This is a genomic window from Streptomyces sp. NPDC058701 (genome assembly GCF_042715295.1).
Lineage (GTDB): Bacteria > Actinomycetota > Actinomycetes > Streptomycetales > Streptomycetaceae > Streptomyces.
Genome location: NZ_JBHXSY010000025.1, coordinates 76975 through 102679, shown reverse-complemented (window position 1 = coordinate 102679; position 25705 = coordinate 76975). Strand labels below are relative to the sequence as shown.

General features: G+C 71.2%; 24 protein-coding genes and 3 pseudogenes. 13 read left to right on the top strand and 14 right to left on the bottom strand.

What is annotated here, in order from left to right; genetic code table 11:
* The first annotated feature begins 435 nt into the window (after window positions 1-435).
* The 3 genes from ACFWW8_RS24880 (at window position 436) to ACFWW8_RS24870 (ending at window position 1971) form a co-directional block, all read left to right on the top strand.
* On the top strand, window positions 436-669 hold the full coding sequence (locus tag ACFWW8_RS24880) for a hypothetical protein (RefSeq protein ID WP_386531426.1): 234 nt from the start codon (window positions 436-438) through the stop codon (window positions 667-669).
* A gap of 50 nt (window positions 670-719) precedes the next feature.
* Window positions 720-1457, top strand: a complete 738-nt coding sequence (locus tag ACFWW8_RS24875) for an ATP-dependent DNA ligase (RefSeq protein WP_386531424.1) — start codon at window positions 720-722, stop codon at window positions 1455-1457.
* 370 nt (window positions 1458-1827) lie between these two features.
* The gene (locus tag ACFWW8_RS24870) at window positions 1828-1971 is read left to right on the top strand and encodes a hypothetical protein (protein WP_386531422.1); all 144 of its coding nucleotides are present in this window, start codon (window positions 1828-1830) and stop codon (window positions 1969-1971) included.
* Window positions 1972-2462: 491 nt separating this feature from the next.
* On the opposite strand, the gene ACFWW8_RS24865 is transcribed toward ACFWW8_RS24870, so the two are convergent.
* Complete coding sequence (locus tag ACFWW8_RS24865) at window positions 2463-3068, bottom strand: TetR/AcrR family transcriptional regulator (protein ID WP_386531421.1); 606 nt, start codon at window positions 3066-3068, stop codon at window positions 2463-2465.
* A 148-nt stretch (window positions 3069-3216) separates the two neighbouring features.
* Here ACFWW8_RS24865 and ACFWW8_RS24860 point away from each other — a divergent pair, with 148 nt between their 5' ends.
* Window positions 3217-4161, top strand: a complete 945-nt coding sequence (locus ACFWW8_RS24860) for an NAD(P)-dependent oxidoreductase (RefSeq protein ID WP_386531419.1) — start codon at window positions 3217-3219, stop codon at window positions 4159-4161.
* 766 nt (window positions 4162-4927) lie between these two features.
* Here the strand turns inward: ACFWW8_RS24860 and ACFWW8_RS24855 are convergent.
* Window positions 4928-5374: a DUF6228 family protein gene (locus tag ACFWW8_RS24855; protein WP_386531418.1), complete on the bottom strand. Its 447-nt coding sequence runs from the start codon at window positions 5372-5374 to the stop codon at window positions 4928-4930.
* A 291-nt stretch (window positions 5375-5665) separates the two neighbouring features.
* On the opposite strand from ACFWW8_RS24855, the gene ACFWW8_RS24850 reads away from it, so the two are divergent.
* Complete coding sequence (locus tag ACFWW8_RS24850; RefSeq protein ID WP_386531416.1) at window positions 5666-6313, top strand: DUF402 domain-containing protein; 648 nt, start codon at window positions 5666-5668, stop codon at window positions 6311-6313.
* An 84-nt stretch (window positions 6314-6397) separates the two neighbouring features.
* Window positions 6398-6922: an alpha/beta fold hydrolase gene (locus ACFWW8_RS24845; protein WP_386531414.1), complete on the top strand. Its 525-nt coding sequence runs from the start codon at window positions 6398-6400 to the stop codon at window positions 6920-6922.
* Window positions 6923-7311: 389 nt separating this feature from the next.
* Here ACFWW8_RS24845 and ACFWW8_RS24840 read toward each other — a convergent pair.
* From ACFWW8_RS24840 to ACFWW8_RS24830, 3 genes and pseudogenes are all read right to left on the bottom strand, one after another.
* Window positions 7312-7452, bottom strand: a pseudogene (locus tag ACFWW8_RS24840) (IS5/IS1182 family transposase); the annotation flags it as partial.
* 44 nt (window positions 7453-7496) lie between these two features.
* Window positions 7497-7679, bottom strand: coding sequence for a hypothetical protein (locus ACFWW8_RS24835; protein ID WP_386531412.1), 183 nt, complete (start codon window positions 7677-7679; stop codon window positions 7497-7499).
* Window positions 7680-8808: 1129 nt separating this feature from the next.
* On the bottom strand, window positions 8809-10092 hold the full coding sequence (locus ACFWW8_RS24830; protein ID WP_386531410.1) for a hypothetical protein: 1284 nt from the start codon (window positions 10090-10092) through the stop codon (window positions 8809-8811).
* 444 nt (window positions 10093-10536) lie between these two features.
* Between ACFWW8_RS24830 and ACFWW8_RS24825 the strand changes: the two are divergent.
* Together ACFWW8_RS24825 and ACFWW8_RS24820 are read left to right on the top strand one after the other, a co-directional pair.
* Window positions 10537-10889 (top strand): annotated as a pseudogene (locus ACFWW8_RS24825) (Tn3 family transposase); the annotation flags it as partial.
* A 477-nt stretch (window positions 10890-11366) separates the two neighbouring features.
* Window positions 11367-11708 (top strand): DUF5713 family protein, encoded by a 342-nt coding sequence (locus tag ACFWW8_RS24820; RefSeq protein ID WP_386531408.1) that lies wholly within the window; start codon window positions 11367-11369, stop codon window positions 11706-11708.
* A gap of 158 nt (window positions 11709-11866) precedes the next feature.
* Here ACFWW8_RS24820 and ACFWW8_RS24815 read toward each other — a convergent pair whose 3' ends face one another.
* From ACFWW8_RS24815 to ACFWW8_RS24805, 3 genes are all read right to left on the bottom strand, one after another.
* Window positions 11867-12751: an alpha/beta fold hydrolase gene (locus ACFWW8_RS24815; RefSeq protein WP_386531407.1), complete on the bottom strand. Its 885-nt coding sequence runs from the start codon at window positions 12749-12751 to the stop codon at window positions 11867-11869.
* A 362-nt stretch (window positions 12752-13113) separates the two neighbouring features.
* A complete protein-coding gene (locus ACFWW8_RS24810) occupies window positions 13114-13290 on the bottom strand; it encodes a CsbD family protein (protein ID WP_386531405.1) in 177 nt (58 codons plus the stop codon).
* 494 nt (window positions 13291-13784) lie between these two features.
* On the bottom strand, window positions 13785-14447 hold the full coding sequence (locus ACFWW8_RS24805) for a GNAT family N-acetyltransferase (RefSeq protein WP_386531403.1): 663 nt from the start codon (window positions 14445-14447) through the stop codon (window positions 13785-13787).
* Between the two features lie 413 nt (window positions 14448-14860).
* Here ACFWW8_RS24805 and ACFWW8_RS24800 point away from each other — a divergent pair, with 413 nt between their 5' ends.
* Complete coding sequence (locus ACFWW8_RS24800; protein ID WP_386531401.1) at window positions 14861-15430, top strand: DinB family protein; 570 nt, start codon at window positions 14861-14863, stop codon at window positions 15428-15430.
* 105 nt (window positions 15431-15535) lie between these two features.
* On the opposite strand, the gene ACFWW8_RS24795 is transcribed toward ACFWW8_RS24800, so the two are convergent.
* Window positions 15536-17545: an ABC transporter ATP-binding protein gene (locus tag ACFWW8_RS24795; protein ID WP_386531400.1), complete on the bottom strand. Its 2010-nt coding sequence runs from the start codon at window positions 17543-17545 to the stop codon at window positions 15536-15538.
* A gap of 690 nt (window positions 17546-18235) precedes the next feature.
* Between ACFWW8_RS24795 and ACFWW8_RS24790 the strand changes: the two genes are divergently transcribed.
* From ACFWW8_RS24790 to ACFWW8_RS24780, 3 genes are all read left to right on the top strand, one after another.
* A complete protein-coding gene (locus ACFWW8_RS24790; RefSeq protein ID WP_386531399.1) occupies window positions 18236-18778 on the top strand; it encodes a GNAT family N-acetyltransferase in 543 nt (180 codons plus the stop codon).
* A 339-nt stretch (window positions 18779-19117) separates the two neighbouring features.
* Window positions 19118-19492 (top strand): hypothetical protein, encoded by a 375-nt coding sequence (locus tag ACFWW8_RS24785; RefSeq protein WP_386531398.1) that lies wholly within the window; start codon window positions 19118-19120, stop codon window positions 19490-19492.
* A 189-nt stretch (window positions 19493-19681) separates the two neighbouring features.
* Complete coding sequence (locus ACFWW8_RS24780) at window positions 19682-20056, top strand: ArsR/SmtB family transcription factor (RefSeq protein WP_386531396.1); 375 nt, start codon at window positions 19682-19684, stop codon at window positions 20054-20056.
* A gap of 266 nt (window positions 20057-20322) precedes the next feature.
* Here ACFWW8_RS24780 and ACFWW8_RS24775 read toward each other — a convergent pair whose 3' ends face one another.
* From ACFWW8_RS24775 to ACFWW8_RS24760, 4 genes and pseudogenes are all read right to left on the bottom strand, one after another.
* Window positions 20323-20853, bottom strand: a complete 531-nt coding sequence (locus ACFWW8_RS24775; protein ID WP_386531394.1) for a hypothetical protein — start codon at window positions 20851-20853, stop codon at window positions 20323-20325.
* Window positions 20854-21353: 500 nt separating this feature from the next.
* Window positions 21354-21896 carry a GNAT family N-acetyltransferase gene (locus ACFWW8_RS24770; RefSeq protein WP_386531392.1) on the bottom strand — a complete coding sequence of 181 codons (543 nt, stop codon included), beginning with the start codon at window positions 21894-21896 and terminating at the stop codon, window positions 21354-21356.
* Window positions 21897-22528: 632 nt separating this feature from the next.
* Window positions 22529-23269, bottom strand: coding sequence for an NUDIX hydrolase (locus ACFWW8_RS24765; RefSeq protein ID WP_386531438.1), 741 nt, complete (start codon window positions 23267-23269; stop codon window positions 22529-22531).
* 369 nt (window positions 23270-23638) lie between these two features.
* Window positions 23639-23966: pseudogene (locus ACFWW8_RS24760) on the bottom strand (alanine--tRNA ligase-related protein); the annotation flags it as partial.
* Window positions 23967-24006: 40 nt separating this feature from the next.
* On the opposite strand from ACFWW8_RS24760, the gene ACFWW8_RS24755 reads away from it, so the two are divergent.
* Window positions 24007-24768: an isocitrate lyase/phosphoenolpyruvate mutase family protein gene (locus ACFWW8_RS24755; protein ID WP_386531390.1), complete on the top strand. Its 762-nt coding sequence runs from the start codon at window positions 24007-24009 to the stop codon at window positions 24766-24768.
* A 177-nt stretch (window positions 24769-24945) separates the two neighbouring features.
* On the opposite strand, the gene ACFWW8_RS24750 is transcribed toward ACFWW8_RS24755, so the two are convergent.
* The gene (locus tag ACFWW8_RS24750; RefSeq protein ID WP_386531388.1) at window positions 24946-25344 is read right to left on the bottom strand and encodes a hypothetical protein; all 399 of its coding nucleotides are present in this window, start codon (window positions 25342-25344) and stop codon (window positions 24946-24948) included.
* Window positions 25345-25705: the final 361 nt, after the last annotated feature.

The following is a 25705-nucleotide window of genomic DNA, read 5'->3' as shown; positions in this document are numbered from 1 at the left end:
TTTTCCCCTTGCCGCAGATAACAGGGCCGCTTCACGCAGCCGCCGGGGAACTTCACCGCAGGTGACAGATCAAGCTACCGCAGATATCGGGGTGTTATCTGGGGAAGACTTCAGACCGGTCCTGCCGCCGACGGCCCGCCGGCCTCCCCCCAGGACCGACAGCGGCTTGGCGCACGATCTGACATTGATGTTCGTCAGACCCCGAGTAGCGCAACGTCGCCGACCGCTAGGTGCCGGTGCCCTGGGCCGGGGCAGCGACAGCGCCAGGCGTTCGGAACGCAGCAACGAGCGTGGCCTCGGCGCCGTCGGCCTTGCCCTGTGAGAGCGGGTGGGAAGGCAGGCGCTGCTGCTGGGAGCACGTCGCTGTTGTGGGCAGGGCTGTCTCCGGCTGGTTTGGCAGACAAAGAGGGTCAGGCAAGCCGTGAGGGAGGCCCCGTGACGCTTAGACCGCCGGTTGAGCCGATGCTGGCGCAGGCCGCGGAAGCCGTTCCGGGCCCGGCCGTTTTGCGGGCGTGGGTGGCGTACGAGCAGAAGCTGGACGGTCACCGGGCGCTGTTGTTCACTCCGGTCGGCCCCAGCGGCACGGTGGTAGTGCAGACCCGCCGCGGTGCGCTGGTCCAGGACCGGTGGCCGGACCTGGTGGCGGCCGCCGAGGCACAGTTGCCGTAGGGCCTGGTCCTCGATGGCGAACTGGTCGTCTGGGCACCGAGGCGGGCCGGTTGTCGTTCGAGGCGTTGCAGCGCCGGGCCGCCACCCGAGCCCGCGGCGCCCTGGCCGCCCGGTGGCCGGCCTACTTCGTCGCGTTCGACCTCTTGCAGCACGACGGCCAGGAGCTCCTCACGCGCCCGTACGCCGAGCGGCGCACCCTGTTGGAGAGCGTGTTCTCCGAGCACGCCCTGACCGCGCCGTGGACGCTCTGCCCGATGACGACGTACCTGGCCAAGGCGCGGGAATGGCTGGAGTCCTGGACGAACGTATCCGGTGTGGAGGGGATCCTGATCAAGCCCCTGACCAGCCGCTATCTGACCGGATACCGCGGCTGGACCAAGATCAGAAGGCGGGACGCCACGGAGACGATCGTCGGCGCGATCACCGGCACCCTAACCCCCGGGCAGCTCCTCGTCCTCGGCCGCCACGACCAGAACGGCCGACTCAGCGCTGTCGGCCGCACGGTACCGCTGCGCCCCGGCGCCTCCCGGCAGGTAGCCGAGCACCTCACCGCGGCCGCACCCGGGCACCCATGGGAGGGGGTGCGCTTCTCGGCGACGGGGGGAGCCGCAACGTCCTCGAAACCAGCCCTCGTCCACCCCACCCTGGTCGCCGAGGTCAGCGCTGACCGTGCCATCGACCACGGCGGCGTCTACCGACACCCACTCCGGTTCCAGCGGCTGCGCCTGGACGTGGGGCTCGAAGACGTACCCGGGTTCGGCGAGGGTCCGGCGCCGGCCGCCGGCTGATCGGGCGGGGGTCGGGTGCAGTGGTGTTTCGCCGGTGAACCGGCGTGCTCGGGCGGGTGAATCGGGCCGGGCTGACCGGTGCGCGAGCAGCGTCAAGACCATCGACGACGCCGGGTACTCCGGGCCCCGGCCCGACAACTGGGAGATCGCGTGCAGGTGTGCGCGGCGCGGGCCAACGTGACCGTCTACGCGTACGCCGAGGCACGCTGGGACGGTCCGACCTACCCGGTCCTCGACGACCCGACGATCCTCGACGGCGCCAAGCTGCGCGTGCAGTCAAGCAGGCCCGGGAGGGCACCGACCCACCCGGTGGTGGTCGAGCGCGACTTCACCGCGATCGAGAGCCGGATGGAGAACAGCGACTCCCAGGGTGACCACAACGGCCGCTACCGCACCCCCCACCATCAGCCACCGGGCCGCGCCCGGCGCCCTCGGCGACGCCGCCCTCTTGGACTGGCACGGCGTCGGACGCGGCTACCAGCGCCACGAGTACACCGGATCCCCGACCGTCTGACCCGCTGCGCCCGCGTACGGGCCACGGCGCGGGCGGCGTCGTACGACGTCGGCCTGCTGAGCTCGTACTGTCGCTGTCCTGGAGCCGGCTCTTGCCTGGGCGGCCTCGGGCGTCTGCGTCCTGCAGCAGTCCCTGCCCTACCCCTTCCGCAACGTCCTGCGCTACGCCGACACCTACAACCGACCCGCCCACCGGGTTCTGCTCGCATACGCCCAGCTCCTGCGGATCAAGGCCCCGGCCAAGGCCGCACCCTGGTTCACCGCGCTGGTCTACCTCAACCCGACGGACAACCTCGGCGCACGCTTCTGCGACCCGGGCGGCCCCTCAGGCCGATTCCGTGAACCCGGAGGAGTACCCCGCGATCGCCGCGCGGGCCAAGCTGGAGACCTGATCCATTGTCGGGCGTGTCCACCCACGGGGACATTTCACCACTCTCCGACACCACCGATGTGACACAGGGTCGTTCATTGGGCACTCTCCGGAGGTGGCGGTCAGTCGGCCTTGCTCACCGCGGCGTCGAGGAGGGGGCCGAGTTCCCGGGTCACCGCTGTGAGAGCGCGGATGTCCCGCTCGGCGCGGGCGATGAGGATCGCCCCCTCCAGGGCGCTGATCATGAGCGTGGCGAGCGCTTCGGCCCGCTCCTCGGGCACGCCCATCTCTGCCAGGGCCAGGGCCGTCGAGCCGTTCCAGGTGCTGAAAGCGGCGGACGCGGCCTCCCGGGTGGACACGGTGGACTCCGCGCAGTCCACCGTGGCGGCGGCAACGGGGCATCCACATGCGAAGCCGGTGGCCTCGTACTCGTCGGTCCACTGGCGCACCATCTCGGCGAACAGGCCGCCGGGTGTCGGCTCGGGCAGCGCGGCGAGGAAGCGGGCGATCCGGTTCCCCGCGTATCGGCCAGCCCAGCCCACCGCCTCGTTGACGAGCTGCTCCTTGCCGCCGGGGAAGTAGTGCTGGAGCGAACCGCGCGGCGCCCCAGCGCCTGCGGCGACCTCGCGCATACCCGTGGAGGCGACCCCGTCGCGCCGGATGAGCTGGGCTGCGCTGAAGACCATCCGCTCACGTGGTCCGCGTCGGGGCATCTCTGTTGCCGCCATCCTCGACCTCCACCGCCGTTCCACCGTTCCGGGAGTTTCCCAAAGAACACCCTATGACCACCGTCATAGGTCCGAGTACTATGACCGCTGTCATAGCCGGAGGCAGTGAAGGCTCGGTCTCGTCGTGGGCCGGAAACGGCGGTGCATCATGTACGTAGGCTTCTTCGGTCTCGGGGTCATGGGGAGGCCCATGTCGATCAACCTCGTACGAGCGGGGACGCCCCTTGTCGTCTGGAACCGCACCCTGACCGGATGCGAGCCCCTGCGAGCCGCCGGAGCCGAGGTCGCGGCGAGCCCTGCCGAGGTCTTCGAGCGAGCCGACATGGTGATCCTCATGCTGGCCGACGAGACCGCCGTCGACGCGGTCTTGGGACGCGGCACCCGGGACTTCGCCGCACGCGTCGCCGGACACACCGTCGTCCACATGGGGACGACCTCGCCGGAGTACTCGAGAAGCCTTCAGGACGACATCCGGGCTGCGGGCGGGAGATACGTCGAGGCCCCGGTCTCCGGTTCCCGCGTCCCGGCGGAGCAGGGGCAGTTGGTGTCGATGCTGGCGGGTGACGACGACGCCGTGGAGGCGGTGCGGCCCTTGCTCGCCCCCATGTGCCGCCAGACGTTCGACTGCGGCCCGGTCCCGGACGCCCTGCTGATGAAACTCTCGGTGAACCTGTTCCTGATCACGTTGGTCACCGGTCTGGCCGAGGCGTTCCACTTCGCCGACCGGTACGGACTCGACCAGCGCCTCCTCCTGGACGTCCTGGACGCGGGCCCGATGGCCAGCGCCGTCTCCCGCCTGAAGGCCCCCAAACTGCTGGCCCGCGACTTCGCAGTCCAGGCGGCGGCTGCGGACGTCCTGAAGAACAACCGGCTGATCGCGGACGCCGGCCGGAAGGCCAAGCTTGCCTCTCCTCTCCTCGACGTTTGCCACACCCTCTATGCGGAGACCGTGGCGCAGGGTCACGGCGGCGAGGACATGGTGGCCGTACTACGCGCAATCGAGGCCCGGACCGAAGGCACACGCCCCAACGGCGCCGCTTCGTCCGTGAGTTACGGCTCTGGTCCACTTTCTGTGCAGGCTCACGGAAAGTGATGTCAGCGGGGTGCGCTGGGATGGCCGGACCCTACCGTTGATCTGCTGGGAGGCCACTTCGATGCCCGTACATCCGTCTCTGACCCCAGTGCCCTGGCCGAGGCTCCGGTATTCCGGAGCCACCGAACATGGTCAACCTCAAGTGCGGTCACCGGATACCCGTCACACAGAGGAGACCCAGCATGGCCTGGGATGCGACCACCGAGCCGCAGCCGGTGGACCGTCCGAGAGCGCGGTTCGATCGCGGTGACGGGTGGCTTGCGGGTGACCGGCCGGGGCCGCCTCGGCGGCCGGGGTCGAGCTGTCCTGGCCCGCCCGCGTGCGGGCCGCCGACTCCGCCGCGGGCATCGTCCGGCACAGCCTGGCGCACGCCCCGGGGGAGGAGTGCCCGTGCGCGCGGCACGCCTGCGGCGGGATCGTCCCCGCCTCCTGGTGCACGGAGCACGGGACGGCGGCGTCACCGGTGATGGAGTGGCACTCCCCGGCGGGGGCATCCGCTGCGCAGAGCTGACGCAGGCCCGGGAAGAGGCGGCCCTGACCGCCTCTCCGTAGCAGGGGCGCCCCGCCGGTCGGGCGCGGCCCGGACGGCCGTTAGGGTCGGTGCCAGCCCGCACCGACATGGGTGTGCGGGTCAGGCCCGGTGCTCGCTTCGGCGGGGGCAGTGCCGCCGGGCCGCCCCCTTGTGCTGTGCCACTGAACCTGGACCAATTGCCAACGACGTGGGACCGGCAGCTGAACCGGTTCGTGAGGTAGCCCGCCGTTCCGGCTACTCGGCCTCACTCGTGAGGAGGGCATGGATCTCGGCGGCAAGGCGCTGCATGTCCTCGCCTGCCGCGTGCACCGTGGTGACTTCGAAATGCCATTCTTCGGCGGGCGGCCGGTCGTGGATACCCCACGTCAGATGGACGTGGCCGCCAGACCGATGCTCTGCCGAGAGGGTCAGGTCGTATTCGAGGGAGTGCCAGGTTCTTGCTCCCTCCCAGCCGCGGAAGTCCTCTACCAGGGAGGAGAGGAAGGAGTCGAGGCCATCGCCGTCCCATGTCCGCACCAAGGTCTCGATGCTCACCCATCGGCCACGGGCCCGCACGATGAAGTCGAGGGTCGGCTCATCTCCGTAAGGCCGCGAGGGTTCGCAGAGCAGCAGGTGGACCGCCTGCGCTCCTGGGTCTCCCACGCGGACGACCAGGTCAGCAGAAGCGTCATCGGCGATCATTCAGACAGGTTAGGAGACACGCACGACCAGCCGTAACTTGGTCTAACTTCGATGCCAGTCGATCCAGTTCACTGTCACAGGACACCCATCCTGCGCGCTGCACACCGCCGCAGCGCGATACCGGAGAGCGAGGCCACACGATTCCACGCAACGCTCGGTGAGCGTGGTGTACCGCATACAGCCGGCCACCATCCGGTAGATCAGCCCAGCTTGAGGGTGGACAACAGCCCTATGGGGCAGGCTCCGGTACCGGAACGGCCGGGACGCGGTGAAGACGAGCGGGGTGGCCAGGTGAGGGAGCAGTCCTTCGGCAGCGGCGAGACGGTCGTACGGCGGGACATGCACCGCGGCCGGGTCTGGAGCGCCCAGGCACAGCGCGTCATCACCGACACGAAAGATGTGCTGGTGACAGCCTGCGCGCCGGGTGCGGAGGTTCTCTGGCCGGCCCTGTACGCGAGGACCCGCACAGAGAACAACGCGACGTTGCGCATGGCGCCGTTCGACGAGCTGGCGTCGGGGGAGTGGGAGCTGACAACTGCGCGCTGGCAGGAGACCGAGCTGCTGCTGTGGAAGCCGCCGGAGGCCTGGTTCAGCATCAACGCCTTCTACACGGCGGCCGGTCTGCGGAACTGGTACGTCAACTTCGAGCGCCCCATGCGCCGCACCCGGGCGGGGTTCGACACCTTCGACTTGGCCGTCGACCTCGTCATCGGCCCCGGCCTGGACCGGTTCGCGTGGAAGGACGAGGACGAGTACGCCCACGTGCGGCGGCTCGGGGTCATCACCGACGCCGAGCACCAGGAGGTGGAGGCCGCCCGCGGCCAGGTCCTTGCGATGCTCGCCGACCGCACCGGGGTGTTCGCGACCGCCGAGTTGTGGGCGTCCTGGCGCTGGGAACCCGGCTGGCCGACACCTCGCCTGCCTTCGGCAACCGCCTGATACTTCCGGCAGCGAAGCGGGCGGCCACCCAGGAAGCCGAGACAGGGCAGCGCCGCCCACCGAGCACAGGATCAGAAGGAGGCTGTGCTCACGTCTTCGGAATCCCCGTACGAGCTGCTGTGCCAGGACCCCGCACTGCCCGTACGCGGACGCGCCGCGCTGCGCTGGGTTCTCGACGACCTCATCAGCCACACCGACGACCAGCAGATCGACATCTGGATGCGCTGCTTGAGGCTCCTTCGAGACGCACCTCAACCCACGGCGATCACAACCCCCCTGCTGGCCGTGACCGGCGAACACGACGTCGTCTCCCGGCCGCCGGAGTGCCGCGCCCTGGCCCCATTGTCACCGGGCTCGGTATTCGCCACCATCAAGGAAGCCGACCACTTCGTCTTCCTCACCCGTACACGCGAGCACCTCGAAGTCACACGCCGGTTCCTCCTCGACCAGCCCCTGGAAGACTTGCCCTACCTCGCCGCACTCGAAAAATTCCCTCACCTCGCCCGACAACAGCCGTCATGCCGCGGGGCGAGCGGGCACATGCCCAACGATCAGACCGTCCGCCTACGGTGCCCCATCCACGGCATGCCCGGCACACATCCGGGCTGAATGCTGGCCTGCGGGTGTTACCGCTAGGACCGGGGATCGTCCTCGTGGTTCCTTCTGACTTCAGGTGTGCAGCCGCTGGGCGGAGTCGGTGGCCGGTAAGGGCAGCGTCAGCACGAGCGAAGCCGCACCACGCCTGCCGGCGGTGGAAATGCGGGGCGCCGGCAATAGGATGTCGGGTGCGGCTGCCGAGTGGCTCCGTGCGGGCTGGGGACCGGGTAGCGGTTTGCCGATGTTGCGCCGGTTACTGCCTCGGTCCTCGGCGGGAGGCCGGGGCCGACCACGTACGCGAAGCACACCCGGGCGCCTGCCCGGACATGGCCCTGACCTTGGAGCCGATCACTTCCGTCCCGGGTATACCGGCCTTCGACGTGGCCGTGTGCAACCGGCGAAAGACTCCAGGGCCGGCCCGGCCGCATGGTGTCGGCATCTTCGCGGCGGAGGACCGTGATCAGCTTGCGGAAGCCGTGCGAGCTCAGCCCGGTGAACGGGGCCATCCAGGACGACTCCGACGCCGTGGTCACAACACCCATGGCTGTGATCATCCCACCCCGTCACGGGGCGACCACGGGTTCCGTCACCCCCACTCCGACCTGTCGGCCAGGCGGCGGTACCACCAGAACGGTGTCCGCCACTGGCGCCGGTGCACGAACGGGTCCGGCAGAGTACGGCACAAGAACGCCGCATCCACAGGCTTCACGAGCCGGCCCAGCTCGGCACGGGCTCGTTCCGGCAGCCGCTCCAGCACCTCCTCCAGCACGTCGCGTGCATATCTGACGTCGTCGAAGGAGCACCAGGTGCACGAGCAGTACGACTCCCGCGGGTAGAGCGGACGTCTGCCCGATGGGTGGAGGAACTCGCGGTACCGCCGCAACGCACGGTCGGTGGCACCTGGGTGGATGTAGAAGCTGTCGCTCAGGTGCTCGGCCCGGTGCACGGCCAGGCTCGCCCTGGCGGAGAGTCCATGGATCCGGAACGGTGGGGTCGGCCCCCAGACACGGGAGACCGAATGTTCAGCGAGCAGTGCGCGCGGCCGTCTACGCGGCATCGGCCTTTCGACAAATGATCACGTGAGCCATGATGCCAGGTGCCCATGGCCTGCTGTACCCGGTTTCCGGCGTCTGCCATGTGCCGCTCCCGCTCCTGGGGGCGGGGCGTGCCGCGTATGCGGCGAGGACGTTGCCGGTCCCGTCGACGACGGTGATGAGGGAGGGGACGACGGTTCCGCCGGTGACGACGAGTTGAGGCACCGCGCCCCGGTAGCGCAGGCTGAACCGAGTAACACCCCGGGGGCGGAGCAGCCTTCACCCGTGCCGCGGAACAGGACCTCGACCACACCGCGCCCCGGAAGCCGGCCCTCCCGCCGTCACGTACTGCGCGAGCGCCTCCACGCCCTTCTGGAACGCCCCACCCATTCGGCCCCACACCCTCACTGAAGAAACGGCACTCCGGCCAAGCGCCGCCCCTCGGGGACAGCAGCGTCCCGGCAGGCCTGGGCCCGGCATGCCCGGCGCCCCGGGACGTGGGACGTGGGACGTGGGACGGTGATGGGGATGTGAAACCGGCCGGTGGATTCACCGGGGAATTCAGCGGCTCGTCCGTTGCCTTCTGACGGGGTCGCCGCCCGTGCCTTCGGCGGAACGCCCGGTATCGATGGCGTCTCGGGTGAAGGCGATCCGGCATCGCCGTCTCTGGTGGCCCGAGACTTCCATTCCGTGGAGAGACACATGACGAATGACGACGACCGCACGCTTCCTGATCCTCCCGGCCCTCGACCTCGTCCCTACTGGTGACCCGGGCCTTTCGAAGGTGGGGAATGGCCGACCTTCCGCAGCCTGCGCGAGCTGCTCGTGCGTACGAGTCCTGGGGCGGACATTGGCCGGCTCGGGTTAGTTGGCCTCCCCCAGGTAGCTGAGGGCTTCGCGGAAGTCATCGAGGGCGGCCCTGAACTCGCGCGCGGCGGTGTGGAAGGTCGATCGGTCGATCAGGATCCTGGCCAGTGTTCGCGTTCCGTCTGCCGGGTCGTGCTGAGACAGCCGACGGGCCAGGCCCACTCCGTCGTCGAACAAGGAGCGCACCCGCTCCGCGAACAGATGGGTGCGATTCTCCCAATACACGGCGGAGCGGACGGTCAGGACCCGGTGCAGCCGAACAAGTTCGGCCAGATGCTGGTCCGGATCCTCGGCGGCTCGCGGAGCCATGGCGTCCACCTCTGCTCGGAGGGCATGACGGCTGTCGAAGTAGCGCCGCTTGCCAACGGGCGACCAAGGCATGGGCGCCGCCCCCGAAGGCGGACACGGTCCATCGGGCGCAGGCCGATCGCTTTCGGCGCCGGAAAAGGACAGCAGCACCGCCCAGAACGTCGCCTGATAGCCACTCCAGGACTTCCGCTCACCGGTATCGGCCAACTCCGTCAGCAAGGCGAGTGCCTCTTGCCGTACGAGGGCTGCCTGCTCCCCCCGGCCGTAGGTATCGAGTATGAGCGCGTACCCGATGAGCGCGTAGAGATGGCAGGCCATCGAGCCGCGATCGTTCGCGGCTTCGTCAGCTTCCATGCTGACGAGTGTGTCGAACGCGGCGAGTGCTTCGCCGGACCGGCCGGCGTCATGGAGAGCGGCGATCCACTCCATGAGTGTCCAGGCGAGACCCCCACCGCCAGGCCCGTTAGGCAGGATCGCCGCGACCAACTCGGTCATGGCATCGGCAGCTTCGGCGTATCGGCCTGCCTCGGAAAGACCGGCAGCCCACTCGTGCAGCCCCTTGACCACGGGGTCTCCGGAGAGTTCGGCCTGAGCACGGCCAATGTCGAGCATCTCGGCGCGCATAGCGAGCCCTTCGGCACGACGACCCAGGCCATACAGCTCGCTTTGGCAGCTGTCGAGGGCCCTGTACAGAGCATCTGCACGGGAAGGTTCGGTCGGATCGATGGACCGCGCCACGGCCACCGCCTCCTCGCACAGCGCGAGACTGGCTACATGCTTCTTACCGGTGCTGGTGTCGTAACTCAGACGTTGCAGCGCCCTGGCCAGGAGCGGCAAGTACGAGGCGGGGCTGACCTGGGCGAGCACCCGGTAGGCGTCGACTTCCTCGCGCGGCGTGCGGTGTCCCGACGCGAGCAGCACATTCCGCGCCCGCACTATGTCGTCCTGATCGACTTTCCCCGAGTGATTCATAACGGAGATTCTGGGTGCCCCGGAGAGGACCGGACAAGGCTGGTCGCCTGTGCCGTTAGTCCTACGAAAACGCCTTCTGACCTGTCATGATGGGTGTGACACCACTTCCCCGGGGTTTACCGGTCACTGGCCTATCGGTTCTTGCGGAGTTCCCTTCGTGCCACCTCTGCCGCATATCCCGGGCGAGTGCTGCCTGCTTCCCGGGCCCAGAGCGTGGCGGTGTTGATGTGGATGCCCAGGAGACCGCTGAGGACAACGGCTGGGAGTTCGCGGCCAGTTCCATGAGTGCGGTGTTGCGTCCGGCTCGAGCCTTGATCCCGACGCGGTTCAACCGGGCCGTGATGGAGACGCCGTCCATAGGGCGTCCGGGGAATGCGCCGGGGAACAGCCAGGGCGTGCTGTCCGTGTGGCCTACCACGGCGTGCCCCTGGCGCGTGCGAACGAGTGCGGCTCGCGACCTACCGGGCCGCGAACGCCACGCTCATCGAACACCAGGCGTCCATCGACCTCGCGAGCGCGTGGGGCGGCGGCCTGGTCGCCTCGGTCGACGGGATGCGGTTCGTCGTCCCGGTCCCTCGGTCTACGCGCGGCCGAACCCGAAGTGCTTCGGCCGCCGAGGCGGGGCAACTTGGCTCAACATGATCAACGACCAGGCGGCGGGCCTGGGCGGGAAGGTCGTGGCCGGCACCCCGCGCGACTCCCTGCGCGTGCTCGACGTCCTATACGACCGCGACGGAGGCAAGCGCCCGGAGACGATCGTCACGGACACCGCCTCCTACAGCGACATCGTCTTCGGACCACCGGCGCCGCCGCCACCGACCGGAGGGCCGGCCGACTTGGGGCGGGCCCGTGCCTGGCCGCGCCGGACGGCGCACCCGGCGACCGGGTCGAGGCGGGCGTCCGGGGCCGCGACAACGACGGACGGCGCCCGCTTCTTCGAGGTGCCCTCCGACGCGCCGGCCGTACCGAACGACCTCACGGCGGCCGTCCCGCTCACCGGACGGATCGCCGCGGAGCAGAGCGCCGCGCTCCTCGCGGCGGCCGACGGGCGCTGCCCGATGCCGAAGGTGGTGCGATCCCGGCACGGCATCGCACTCCGCGCCGCGGCCCCCGACGGCGCCGCGGCCACCGCCTGAGCGCGCGGCGCCCCCGCGTCGGAGAGCCTGGCGGTCCCGGTCGTCATGCGGACCGTGGTTCTTCCCCGGGGGGGGGCGGGGTTGTCAGTCGCATGGTGCAGGATCAGCGCGTCAGTTCGCCGAAGGATGGGGAAACCAGTGTCGATCACGAACCAGCAGGTCAACGAGTACGTGTTCCTGCGTGCGCTGTACGCGGACGCGTACTACCCGGATCGCGTCCTCGACAAGGGCCGCGCCGTCCTGCTGGGCCTGTGCGAGCGGATCGAGGCCGAACGGCCCTCCGACCTGGCCGCGTTGTACCACCTCACCGCAGTGGCGACGGAGGCGTTCAACGAGCTGGAGGCCGAGTTCGAGGCGGCGGGAAGCGAGATCGAGACCGTCGCCCGCGAAGAGATAGCGGAGGACTTCGGCTTCGTGGCGTCCGCCTACGGGTTCGGGGACGCGGACGTGGAGGAGCTGATCGCCGGGCGCGAGTGGTGACGGGTGCCCGCGGGCGCCGACCCCGGAGCCGGCGCGGCGCCCCGGCCACACGACACCGCGGCTGAGGCGGGGGGACGCGGGACGCCCGGCGTCCCGGGTCCCGCCTCACGTGGCGATCACCGCTCCCCGTGGGGGCCCACGGGCCCGAGGGCTGCGGGTCAGTGGCCCACGGGCGGCAACACCTCGCGGAGCGTCTGCGCGAAGGCGTCCGGATCTCCCTGCTGGCCGAACTCGCCGCCGAGGAAGCCGCCGTGGTGGCTGGGGAAGAGGGTCAGCTCGGTGCCCAGCCCGTCGGCGATCGCCGACGCGGCACGGGCCGGGAACTCGCCCTGCGACTCCTTGCCCGCCGCGACGACGATACGGGTCGTGGCCGCGCGCAGGGCGGCGAAGTCGGGGCGGTACCCCGTGCAGCCGCGGATGTTCTGACCCAGCAGCGGGTCGTCGCGCGACCCGTCGTCCTCGGTGGGCAGCCCGAAGGCGGCGGGATCGGGCGCGGGCTCGTCCGCCCAGTCGGCGGGGAACGGGCCCTGCCGGCCGGCCACGGCGATGAACTTCGCCATCGCGGGCCCCGTGCCGTCCCGCAGGTACGTCGCGTGGATGTCCGCGCAGACCTCCAGTGCCGCCTCGCGGTCCGGCAGGACCTGCGCCGTGGGCGGCTCGTGCGCGACGAGGGTACGCACGAGTTCCGGATGCCGTGCCACCAGGTCGAGCGCGTTGACGGCGCCGCCGCTGCTGGCGAACACGTCCACGGGACCCGAGCCGAGCGCTTCGATGACCCGGCGCAGGTCGTCGGCGTGCTCCTCGGGCATCGACTCGGCCGCGCCGTCCGTACGGATGCTGCGGCCGGTTCCGCGGGGGTCGTAGGTGACGACGGTCCGGTCGGTGAAGTGCGAGGCCAGCGTGAGGAAGCCGCTCGCGTCCATGGGCGAGCCGATCAGGAACAGGGCGGGGCCGTTGGCGCCGCTGTCCGGGAGTCCGCTGCGGACGTCGTAGCGGACTGTGGCGCCGACGGTGTCCAACGTGTGGGTCACGAGCTCGGTCATGGGGTCTCCTCGGCAGGCGTACGGTCGAAAGGGAGACCGGCGGCCCCGGCGGAAATCATCGCTCCGACCCGTTCCGCTCCATCACGATCCGGTCTCGTTGCGGAGAGGAGCGGGCATTCGATCCTGGCGGGCCCGCTTCTCCAGCGACCTCAGGCCTGCCTCGGCTCCCACCGTCGGCCCAACCCCGCCACCACCGGACTGACGCAGATCGACACCTGCCGCCCCTGGACCTGCAGCGCGCCCTGCCGGACCGCGCGCAACGCCCGTACGGACCCGTCACCCCCCTGACCGGCAGGGGCTGCGGCGGCCGTGACGCGGCGAAGGGCCCGCCTCGCGGAGGCGGGCCCGTGCCGAGACCTGGTTCAGCGGTGGTCGCGCTTGTCCCGCAGGGAGTCCTTGGCGCCGGTGACGGCGTCCTTCGTCTTGCCCTTCGCCTGGTCCATCTTCCCCTCGGCCTTCATCCGGTCGTTGCCGGTGGCCTTGCCGGCCGCTTCCTTCGCCTTGCCCTTGATCTTGTCCATTCCGCCCTTGTCAGCCATGTCCTGCTCCTCACGTCTGGGAATCGATGACGATGACAAACTAGGACGTAAATGGGCATCCCGCCTGTCGAGTGCTCCGCGGTCCCGTCCCGCTCGGTTCCCGGAGCCGTGCAGGTGGCCCGGTTCAGGCCCGCAATCGGACGCGGACGGGAGCCCCCGGGAACATCTCCGGCGCGGCTTAGGTGGAGGCGGCCGGCGGGTGACCGGTGCGATCGGCGCTGGCCACGTACCGGACGGGGAACGGTTCCAGTACGGGCCGCAGCGGCGACCAGCGGGGACCAGCGGCGCCGAACAGAAGCGCCCAGCGGTCCTTGCCCACGGGAGCGAACCAGGCCGGGTGGGTTCCGCCCCCCGGGCGCAGTGGGGCCAGAGGGGTGATCCGCTCAGCCTCCAGCAGCCTCCCGGCCACCGCCACGCCGTCCGCGTGCGGGTTCGGCCTCCCGAGCTGCCCGAGGCCAACCCGCGGCTGGCCGTCACGGCCGCCGCGCCGGCGGTCACCGAGGGGTACGTGGACGACCCCGGCCGGGGTCGCGCCACATCGCCCAGAGGGCCGGGCCGCCGTCCGGCAGCCGAAGCTCGCGGGTGACGCGGAAACCGAGCCGCTCGTAGAAGGGAACGTTCGACGGCTTGCTGGACTCCAGGTACGCGGGCCGGCCGAGGCGGTCGCAGAGGGCGGTCTGCTGGCGCACGAGCGCCGACCCCGCCCCGACGCCCTGGAAGGCGGGGTCGGTCCCCAGGGTCGGCAGGTACCAGTGCGGCGTCTCCGGATGGGCCGCCTGCAAGGAGTTCTCCACGTCGGCGGCCCGCCGCAGCCCGTCCGTGCCGAAGGCGCGCGCGTAGAGCGGCAGGGTCGCCAGCTCCCGCACCGCCGAGGGCTTCCAGCGGCCGGGTCCCGACCACAGCGCGGCCGCCAAGAGCCGGCCCTCCGCGGTGGCGGCCACCCGGACGCCGCCGGCCCGGGGGCGCTGCTGCCGCTGCAGCAGCATGAAGAACCGGGAGGTCCTGCGCTCCCGGTCGGACGGTTCGGGGAACATCCACCCCATCACCGGATCGTCGGCGAAGGCACGGGCGAGGAGTGCGGCGATGGCGCCGGATTCCGTCGGCCGCGCACAGCGGATCCCGTACCCGGCGGTCAGTGGCGCTGTAGGTGCGTTCATCGGGCCACGGTAGGCAGCGACACAGGGTGGTCCCGGCGTTCCGCGCACGGACACGCGGGACACATGCTCTGATCACTTCCCACAACGCGTCCAAGTGCACCGATCTGCCATGCCGCTTACGGGTCGTCAGGCGCGAGGGGGGCCACGTCGGCAGAGGGAAGCCGGTCCCGGCCGCCCTCGCCGTCCTGTCGGCCGCCACCGGGTACGGGAGGGCCGGGTACGCGCTGTCGCCCCAGCGGCGGACCACCCGCACGGCGCGCCACGCCACGCCACGCCTGCGCCCGGGAGGACTGGCTGGTGTCCCGCCCCGTCCCCGGCCCCGGCCCCGTCCCCGTCCCCGGCCCGTCCCCGGCCCGGCGCGCCGACCCGCTCCCGTGCATATCCCGTGGCGCGCCGCTCCCGTACGAACGAACATGGCACGCATGAACGAACAACCCGCGCGATGGACCCGGTCAACCGTCTACCCCGACATGTGGGCGAACCCGGACGACGACCCCCGCAACAGCGAGGGGGCCGGCCCCGAGGGCGAACTCGCCACGCTGCGCGGCTACCTGGCCGACTACCGCATGACCCTGCGGATGAAGTGCGAGGGCCTGGACGCGGAGCAGCTCGCCCGACGTTCGGTCCCGCCGTCGACGATGTCGCTGCTCGGACTGGTACGGCATCTCGTCGAAGTGGAACGGGACTGGCGGAACTGGATCAGCGACGCCGATCCCGTGCCGAAGCTCTACGGCGGAAGGGACGCGGACTTCGACGGAGCCGTCGGCGAACAGACCGAGGTCGACGCGGCGTTCGCGGCGCTGGCGCGGGAGCAGGCCGCGACGGACGCCGCGCTCGCCGAGCACCCGGACCTGGGCGAACGTCTGGCGAAGGACGGCATCGCCGTCCGGGAGCTGATGGTGCACAGGATCGAGGAGTACGCCCGCCACTGCGGGCACGCCGACCTGCTGCGCGAGTGCGTGGACGGAAGGGTCGGCCAGTGAGCCCCGGCTCCCCGTGTTCCCCGGCCACCGCGTGCGGGGCGGGCCCGCCCCGCTGAGCGGGCGGGCAGCCGGGGCCGGCACCGGGGAGGGCCCGGAGCGGCGGCTTCACGTACGGTCCTCCGCCCGGGTGTCCGCGGCGCGGTCGCGCTGCCCGGGGAGGCTGTCGGCGAACGCGGAGGCCTGCACCGTGTAGGCGGCGCGGAAGTCGCCGGTGCCACCGTCCTCGTCCATCAGTTCGGCGAAGGTGCCGGACTCGGCGACCCGCCCGTCCTTCAGCACGTGGATGACGTCGGCATGGCGCACGGAGTGCAGCCGGTGCGTGATCAGAACGATCGTCTGGCCGGTCGCGGCGAGGGCCCGGATCTGGTCGAAGACCTTCTGCTCCGCGACCGCGTCGAGGGCGCTCGTCGGCTCGTCGACCACCAGGATCTCGGCGTCCTTGTACTTCGCCCGGCTGATTCCGATCTTCTGCCACTGTCCGCCGGAGATCTGGTGTCCGCCCCGGTAGCCGCGCGCCAGCAGCGTGCCCAGTCCGCGGGGCAGCTCGGCGAGGACGCCGTCGGCGCCCGAGTAGGCGGCTGCGGTCTCCACCGCCCCGTCGTCGATCGGACGGGTGGGCCGGCCGATGCCGATGTTGACGCGGAACGTGAACGGCCAGTGGTAGAACGACTGGCTCATCAGGGCGACCCGGGCGAAGATCTGCCCCCGGTCCGCGGTGGCCGCGTCGACGTCGTCCCACCAGATCGTGCCGCCGCCCTCGTCCGGGAGGTACAAGCCGGACAGGAGCTTGATCAGGGTGGACTTGCCGGACCCGTTCTCGCCGACGAGGGCGACGACCTTGCCCATCGGGAAGGCCAGGGACACTTCGCGCAGGGTCGGCTCCACCCGTTCGCCGGTGGCGCCCGGGTAGGTGAACGTGACCTTCTCGAAGCGGACCTCCCGGAGGCGCTCGGGCAGCGGTACGCCTCCGGCCGGGATGGCCCGGGCCCCGGCCTCGGTGCACAGGCGCTCGTAGTCGGCGACGAACAGTGACTCCTGGTGCAGGTCGGTGATCTGCAGCACGAGGCTGTCGAGGCTGGACACGCCGGTGCGGATCGCGAGGACCGCGGTCCCGGCGACGGCGAAGTCCATCCTTCCGCTCCACAGCAGCAGCCCGAGCGCCCCGTACGTGAGGAGCGTCGCGATCCCGCCGGCGCCGTCGGCCCTCAGCCCGATGCGGGCGGCGTTGCGGGCCAGGCGGGTCTGCTCGCGCTCGCTGGTCTCCGCCATGCTCCTGAAGTGACCGAGGAGGAACGGGCCGACCTCGTGCACGCGGACCTCGGCGGCCGCCTCCTGCTGCGTCAGGAGCTGGCCCAGCAGATGACCGGCGCGTGCGTGCTGGACGAAGGTGTGGAACGAGACGTAGCGCTGCTTGGAGATCGTCAGGGAACTCCACGCGCTCGGCAGGGTCATCAGCACCAGGAGCGGCAGCAGCCCCGGGTGGAGCACGGTGAGGACGCCGGCCGCGGCGACCAGGGAGATCGCCGAGTTCAGGGTGTTGGTGCAGTACCGGATCATCCGGCGCGCGGAATCGGCTCCGTACCGGGCGGCGTCCAGCAGACGGTGGAACTCGTCGTCCTCGATCGCCGACAGCTCCACCCGGTGCACCAGCCCCAGGTACCGCTCGGTCGCCACCCGCTGCACCTTCGGCTCCAGCGCACCGGTCGCCGCCGTCGACGCGGAACGCAGCAGCGAGCCCGTCAACGCCGTCACCGCGATCACGATGAGCGCGGGAACCGCACGGGCCAGCCGTTCGTTGGTCGTGCCGCCGGACAGGATGTGGCCCAGCACGCCGTTGACCGCGACCAGCCCGACGGCCTGGGCGATGCCGCGCCCGAGCTCGGAGCCGAGGACCACGCGAAGGGAGCGGGCGTCGGCGCGGTGCGCGAGCCGCACCCCGGTACCGACCATGCGCGGCATGCCCTTCGCCATGTCCCACAGGCCGAGCTTGAGCCAGGCGCCCTCGTGGCGCTCCCATCCGATGTCGTAGGCCAGCTCCCCGCCGAAGAGCAGCCGCTCGGATTCCGACACGGCCTGTACGTCGGGCTGCTCCGGGCGCTCGGCGTCCTGGCTCATTCCCCCCACCCCGCGTCCGGCCGGGACGGTGCGTTGTCGTGGGCGACGGCGCCGGGGGCGGGGGCGTCGGTCCGGGGGTGCGCGGGGGCGGGCGTGGGTGTGGGCGTGGGATGCACGGGGGTCCTCCGGCAGGGGACGTCAGGGAACGGGACTCGGGCGACGGGAAGCACAACACGCTTGCCCAACAAGGCACTTGACCTCCGCCGCGTGGAGCGGAGGAAGCGAGTACAGCGCAGGCCGGAAGGTGGAGCAGCCGGATCTGGACGACCTGGGTGAACGGCACGGCCCAGACGCCGGAAGGCGCGCGTCGGGGCGTGCGGCCCCGCGATCGGGACGTGGCGGTGCGGAGGTTGGCCGGAAGTGGTCGACAGGAGCCGCCCGTCGTGGAAACCACTTGCGCCGGAGACGGCGGGAACCGGGCTGGTCGAACGACCGGGGCGGCCCGGACCGGACGGTGCCGGTCAGGACTGCGGGAGGAGGTCGCGCAGGCCGGTACGGGAGACCGGCGCGGGCCGGAAGCCACGGAGAGTCCGGACGCCACAGAGACCTCGCAGGCGCGCGCAACCCCCCTCGATCTGACCGATGCGTTCGCGACCTCCAGGAAACCACCCGCCCGGGCGACCTGCCCGATCCGGCATCGCGGCCCCCGGCTATCCTGCCTCGTCCTGACCAGACCAGGGAGGCCCCACCATGAGCAGCACCACGCCGTCCTTCCCCGAGCGGATCGAACTCACGGGGGAGGGGCTCGTCCTCCGCGACTGGACGGAGCCCGACCTGGCCGCGATGCCGGAGCTGTTCGACCACCCCGACATCGCGCACTGGACGCCGATCGTGTCGCCCTTCGACGCAGCCGCCGCCCGTGCGCGGCTGGAGCGGGCCCGGCAGCTGCGCGCGGAGGGCACCGCGGTCCTGCTCGCCATCACCGTCGACGGCGGTGCGCCGCTCGGCGAGGTCATGCTGCGCCGCGCCCCCGAGGGCACGGAGCTCGGCTACGCGGTCGGCCCGGCACACCGCGGCCAGGGGCTGGCGGCACGGGCGGTCCGGGTCATGGCCGCGTACGCCTTCGAGGAGCTGGGCGCGGAGCAGGTGATCCTGGAACTGGAGGCCGAGAACGCGGCCAGCGTCTCCGTGGCCACCAAGACGGGCTTCGGACTGCTCGACGTCCCGCTGATCACGGGCGAGGAGAAGGGCCGCCCCTACGCCCTCCAGACGTGGGGCCTGAACCGCCCCTGACCGGCTTCGCGGCCCTGTGTGCGCTCGGGACACCGGGCGCCCTCGACGCTCGACGCTCGGCACGGGCGCGCGCCGGTCGGGCCCGTCCCGGCTGGCAGCGCTCCTTTTCGGACGGCCGCGGAAGGCGCCCCCGCGCGGGTTTGGAACGCCGCACGGGGCCGGGTCAGCAGCGGAGTCCCCGGCGCCGTCCCGGGCAGGGGGTGAATCGCGCCAAAGCCTCGGTTTCCCTCCCGTCGGCGGACGCGATCACTAGCGTGGTGGGCGCAAACGGTCCGGTGCCGGAGCGGGCGGGCGACGCGGGTGCCGGGCGTCGACGGAGAAATAAGGGAGTGGGCGTCGATGGCGAATGTGGAAGTTTCCCTGAAGGAGACGATGACCTCGATCGAGGGCGCGTTGGGGGTCGCGCTGGTGGACTACAGCAGTGGCATGGCGCTGGGCACGCTCGGCGGGGGGAAGGATCTCGACCTGTCGGTCGCCGCGGCCGGGAACACCGACGTGATCCGGGCGAAGGTCCGGACCATGGAGATGCTGGGCCTGCAGGACGACATCGAGGACCTGCTCATCACCCTCGGCACCCAGTACCACCTGATCCGGCTGCTGAAGGGACGGGGCAGCAACGGCCTGTTCCTGTACGTGGTGCTGGACAAGTCGAACTCCAACCTGGCCATGGCGCGCCACCAGCTCAAGCGCATCGAGGCCAATCTGGAGGTCTGACCACCGTGTTCCCGGGCCCACGCATGCCCACGAGTTGAAGAAGTCTTCAACTCGGCACATCCGAAAGCGCGCATACCCGGCGCGCGTGGGCCGACCGGGCGGAAGGCTGGAGAACGGCAGTCGTGCCGCAACCCGGCCGTCCCGCCGCCTTCACCCCTTCGACCCTCAACAGCAGGAGCATGCGTGGGAATGAAGGTCCCCCTGTACCAGGCGAAGGCCGAGTTCTTCCGGATGCTCGGGCACCCCGTCCGCATCCGTGTCCTGGAGCTCTTGCAGAGCGGACCCATGCCCGTGCGCGATCTCCTCGCCGAGATCGACATAGAACCGTCCAACCTCTCCCAGCAGCTGGGAGTCCTGCGCCGATCCGGCATCGTCGTCTCCATCCGCGACGGGTCGACCGTCAGCTACGCCCTGGCGGGCGGTGACGTCGCCGAACTGCTGCGCGCGGCCCGCCGCATCCTGACCGAGCTGCTGGTCGGCCAGAGCGAACTCCTCGCGGAGCTACGGGAGGTGGCACCCGAACCGACCCGCACGGGAACGGCCGCGGACTCCACCCGGTCCTGACGCGGGACATCCGGCTGCGCGCACCACCGGATGGGTGGGCCCAGGGTGTGGCTTCACACTCGGTCCTGGTGGGAAGCGCAGCCCGAGACGGGCTTTGGGGCGTGACCATTCTTCGCCGTCGAACGGCAGCGTCGACCTCCGCACCATCTCCCCGGCATGCGGACAGGAGCCTGACTACCGCCACCTCCGGCGATGGCCGGCTTCCCACGGCCCCTGGCTCCACCTCGGCTGCCGAGGCCACCCCCGTCCTGCCAGTCGAGTGCCGGCTAGAGCCGGTCCCCCACACCGGCACGCTTCGGAGGATGCGTCCCGCCGCCGTCCTTGCCGTCCTGCTCGCACGATCGTCCGTCGTGGGACTGGTCATTGGGGATCAAGAGCACTCCGGCAACCTGCCCTGGGTGTTCGACGGCTAGCCAGTCGTCGCCTGTACGGGCACCGTCCGGCTCAGGCCAGGCGCCGGACGAATGGATCGTCTTGCACATCAACGCCACGCGCTCTGCGTCGACCGCGCAGGCGTCCACCGCGGGTCCGGATCCCTCCTCGGCGCCGTCGAAGCGGTAGCGGAAGTGGACCTGGCTGCCTTCGGAGGGCACTTGCGGGTGAGGCTCAAGGCGCCAGTCAACGGTATGGGCGGTGACGCCGAGAGGCCGCCCGGACGTGTCGAGGACCTGCACCCGGGCACCGGCCTCACCGCGCTCCGCCGTGCTGTCGGTGCAGCCCCAGTGGGAGGAACAGCCGGAGAGGGCGAGAACCGCCAGAGCCAACGAAGCACCGGCACGTGCCTGTACGGGGAACACTCAGGTGACCTCCAGTCAGGGTGCAGCGGAGCAGTCTAGCCCGGAGCCCGGAGCCCGGAGCCCGGAGCCCGGAGCCCGGAGCCCGGAGCCCGGCACCCGCGCGTGGCGGCGGCGAGCGGCGGCGCGAATGCGCCCGAGACGTGCCCGGGGGAGCCGTCGCCCCCGCGAAATCCATCCGCCGATGCACGACGGCAGGGCCGAACCGGTGGCCGATCCCCAGGAACCCGTCCTTGAGCTGTCGTTCCCAGGCCGTGTCCGCGTCCTCGTCGGTCACACCGGACGGCCGTTCACGGCAGGCAGCTCGTTTCCCTCATCCGTCCACTGTTGGTGCGGCTACCCGCGGGGACATCCCCCGGGACGAGGAACTGTGCCGGTCGGCGCCCGCGGCGGCGCCGCGAGGTCGTGACCGCGTGCAGTACGGGGGATGCCGCCGCCGCGGGGCTCCCCATCACCGAAGCCGTCGTCACCTCCGGGGTGGATGGTTCACGGCTCGTCGTTCCTCACCCGCGGGGCCGGTGATAGCGGACTTCGCGGACGGGCGAGCCGCCCACGTCGTCGGTGGCGACGGCGCCGTCCGGGGCGAATCCGGCCCGCTCGTAGAAGTGCCGGGCGCGGGCGTTGCCCTCCACGACCCACAGGCGCAGCGCCGGCCAGGATGCGGTGCGCAGGATCACCTCGGCCAGCAGGGCCCGGCCGACGCCGGTACCGATCAGGTCGGGGCGGACGTACAGCGCGAACAACTCCCCCTCGCCCGACGCCAGTCCATCGGCCCGGACGGGTCCGAAGCAGGCCCAGCCGACGACGCGGCCGGTACCGTCCTCGGCGACCAGGTCGGTGGATGTCGAGGACGGGTCGGTGAAGCGGATGCGTTGCCACGCGGCGACGTCGGGAACGCTGAGGCCGTCGAGGTACTCCTGCGGCATCAGCCCGGCATACGCGTACCGCCAACCGCTGACGCGCACCGCGGACACGGAGTCGATGTCCGGCTCCGCCATGCGGCGGACGGTGATCCTGAGCTCGGGGGAGGAGTCGGGAGCGGTCATGCCGAGCAGTCTGGCACGGGACGGCATCGCCCCACGCGTCCGCGTCCCACCGCTGCGTCCCGCGCGCGCGGGTTCGTCACACGAGCACGTTGACGGCACGGGCGAGGGTGGGGATGACCAGAGAGACGATCGACTGCAGCATCATGACGATTCGGAGGCGTTCGAGGGGACCGAGGCGGACGAGCACCCGGACCCCGCCGTTGACCGACTGTCCGCATCCGGATGATTCCGCCAGACCTGGCTTTGCGCCTGGTGCTGCGAGCGGTTGCAGCCGTCCGGAGCCGAAGAACCTGCTCAGAGGTTGTCCCACAGCCTGCGCCAGAAGTTTGCGCGTACGTCGCGGATCCAGTGGCCGGCGTTGCAGTGGAGCGTGCGCCCCACGGGGAAGCGCTGCGGTACGGGGCGGCCGCACCACCGGCACGGCTTCGTGCGCCGTGCGGGAGAGTCAGGTTCGGCGGGCCCACCGGACGCGGACGGACCGTGCGTACCCCCGCGAACAGGACGAGGCCCCGGGACGTTCGTCCCGGGGCCCGGTGGTCCACTTCGCTGACCACCCCGTTCAACGACCGGACGCACGACGTGTTACGGCCGGTCCGTGACGGACTGGGGCACCGCGCCCGGGTGGGAAGCCCTCACTGCTCCGCGTACCGGTCGGTGACCGCCGTCAGGTAGTCCACGTGCGGCCCGCCGAGGTCGGCGAGGTCGGTCCGGGACCGGATAAGGACGATCCGGTCCAGCTCGGGCTCGCGGCCCGATGCCCTCTCGGCCGCCACCAGCGCTGCGAACCGCTCCCGCAGCGAGGCGGCCGAACGGGGAGGGGCAAGGAAGTGGAAGCCGATGTTGCCGTTCCCACCCCGTGTGACGGCCCACGAGGAGAGGCACTCGGACGGGATGTCGATGCCGATCTCCTCGACCAGCTCGCGAGCCGCGTGCCGGCGCAGCACCAACAGGTCGAGCGGCCCGTCGCCCGCCGGTGGTTCGGCCGACCCACCCGGGAGCTGCCAGCGGCCGGGCGCCGCGGTGGATGCCGAACCCCGCCCCACCACGAGTTCTCCGGTGTCCGTCGGCTGCAGAACCGTCACGAACACGGACGACGGCCTCCACCCGCCGTACCCGCGGAGGCGACGCAGGGCACGGTGCCGGTAGGTTGCCCTCGCCCACGACAGGACCAGCTCGCGCTGTTGCCACTCCAGCCCGACGCAGGTGACGAGCGGCCCGTCGAAGAGGTGCGGACTCCGCGCGATCTCCGCCTCCCAGATGCGGTCCATGGCGAGCAGTTCCTCGGGGGACACCTCGGGCGTCGCGGTCTCCGTCAGCCGGATGCTGCTTGGGTCCAGGAACTCGATACGGGTGCGCAGGTGAGGATCGGTCACGGGTTCATGCTGGCACGGCTGTGCGGGCACGGGGGCAATCGCCTCCATCGGTCTCCGCCGGCCTCCATCGGAGGCCACCGGCATCCACTCGCGTTCAGTGTTCTTTCGCGGACGATGCCGACGGTGCGAGCCTCGTCGCGTCGTTCGGACCAGCGCCGGTGGCGGAGACGTGACGGGTGGGGGACGGCACGGGAGGCCGGAGCTGACTCCGGGGAAGGGCCGCCACCGCGGTTGCCACGCGGTCGGTGCGCGGGCCGCCTCCCTGAGCCAGTTGGGGGTAGCCGTAGCCGCAGCCGTCGAACAGCTGCTGACCAGCGCGGCCGCGTTCAGGCAGGCCTCGCGGGCCGGCCCGTTCAGCGCTACGACGCGTAGGACGTGGGTGCCCGAGTGGGCTTGGCGGGCGCCGAGCCGCCACTCGGGGTCGACGGCCGCGTGCACGGCGTCACCCGGAGCGAGTTCGCCCACCAATGACGCGTACGCGTACCTGGTGGGCGGCCGCGCCGGGCAGCGTGCGCCGCGCGTCGAGTACCTCGGCCTCCACCGACGTGCCGGTCAGGACGCCCGCGGCGCTGTCCTGGCCGCCCGACTCGGCGCAGAACGGGGTGCCGTCCAGGACGACGGTGACGATCTTCCCGGCCCGGGCCATCGGGACCGGTCCCTGCGCGTCGAGGACCGCGAGGACGCGGGACTCGGCGTCGGCGCGTTGCTCATGGCGATCCGGGGGTAGCGTCCTCACCATGGACTTTCGAACGACCGTTGAGCGCGCTCAACGCCTCAGGCAACTGCACGCCCAGTACAAGCCGCTCGTGCTGCCGACCGTCTGGGACGTCTGGTCCGCACGGACGGCAGCCGACGCCGGGTTCCCCGCACTGACAGTCGGCAGCCATCCGCTCGCCGAATCCAGGGGGGCCGAGGACCACGAGGGGCAAACCTTCGAGGAGGTGCTCGCCGCCGTCAGGCCGATCATCGCGGGGGTCGACGTCCCCGTTTCCGTGGACCTGGAGGCCGGGTACGGACAGAAGCCCGCAGACCTCATCGCCGGACTCACCGAGGTCGGCGGCGCCGGCCTCAACATCGAGGACACCGTCCACTCGGACGGCGGACGCGTACGCAGCGCGCAGGAGCACGCGAATTACATCGCCGGCCTGCGCGCGGCCGCCGACGATGCGGGAATCCCGCTCTGGATCAACGGGCGCACCGACCTCTTCCTGCACGCGCAGGATGCCTCGGGCGTCCTCGACGAGGCGATCGAGCGGCTGCGGGCCATGGAGCGGGCCGGCGCCGACAGCGTCTACCCGGTCGCCATCCAGGACGACGACGAGCTGCTCTCGGCGGTGACCGGCGCCGTCGCCATTCCCGTGAACTCGACAGCCCATCCCGTCAAACACGATCTTGAGCGCTTCCGCCGCCTCGGCGTCGGCCGGATCACCTACGGCCCGCTGCTGCAGATCGCGATGACGGATGCGATGAAGGGCGTGCTCGGACCCTGGGCGCCCTGACGCGCGCCCGCTGGAGAGCGGCGAACCCGGACTTGGCTGACGGCCGGTCATCAGGCCGCTGGCGAACCTCGGATGCCGGCGGGACGGACCCGTTGCCGTGTCCGGGTGTTCTCCCCCCTCCTTCACTTGGATGACCGGGCATGACGTCCCCACGGGCGCTCACGGCGCTCATGGCGCTCACCCCTGGTGGGCACGGGTGGTGTGCTGCCTGCGGCTGCCGCGCGTGGCGGAGACGGTGGCGACGGTCCAGGCCGTCGCCCCTACGGCGCCGAGGAGCAAGGCCGCGAGCGCGGTGGGCATATGGGGAGGGGTGGCACCGAGGCCCGGTGCCAGGCCCGCCGCGCGGGCGCCGAAGCCGAGGACGCCCGCTCCCACCGTGGCGATGCCCGCCCAGGAGACGACGAGCACCGGCCAGCGGACGAGTGGGGTCCGCGGCAGGCGGACGAGGAGCCGCGCAACGACGGCCACGAGCAGACCGAGGGCTGCGTTGGCCCGTTGGGCGGTCTCCGGTGCCGGCCGCTCCCGCGCACACACCCCGGACGCCCTGGGAAGGCGGCCTTTCCCCTCGGTGCCCATGGCACTCCAAACCGGCTCGCCACTGACGCGCAGGGCCTCAAGAGGTCGACGGCGCCGCTCGGGGGTTGCCGCCGGTCGGCCTTCTCTGCCGTCTCCCCGGCTGCCTTCGCCTCCACCAGGCCCTCGACCTTCTCGCGGAAGCTGTCGTGGAAGGACGAAGCCGGCCACGGGCACACGCCCCGCTCGGCACCGAGCGGGACGGACAGCGGGCCCGGTCGACGTCTGACCTGTCCTGCCTGCTCAAGGACCCGCCCACCCGGGCGGTGCCTTGAGCGTGTCTGCTCCTTGCGCCAGTCCGCGGTACTTCGTGGCGGTCGGGGCCAACCGCAGGCGCGGCCCCGGTAGTCGTGCCGGGAGAAGC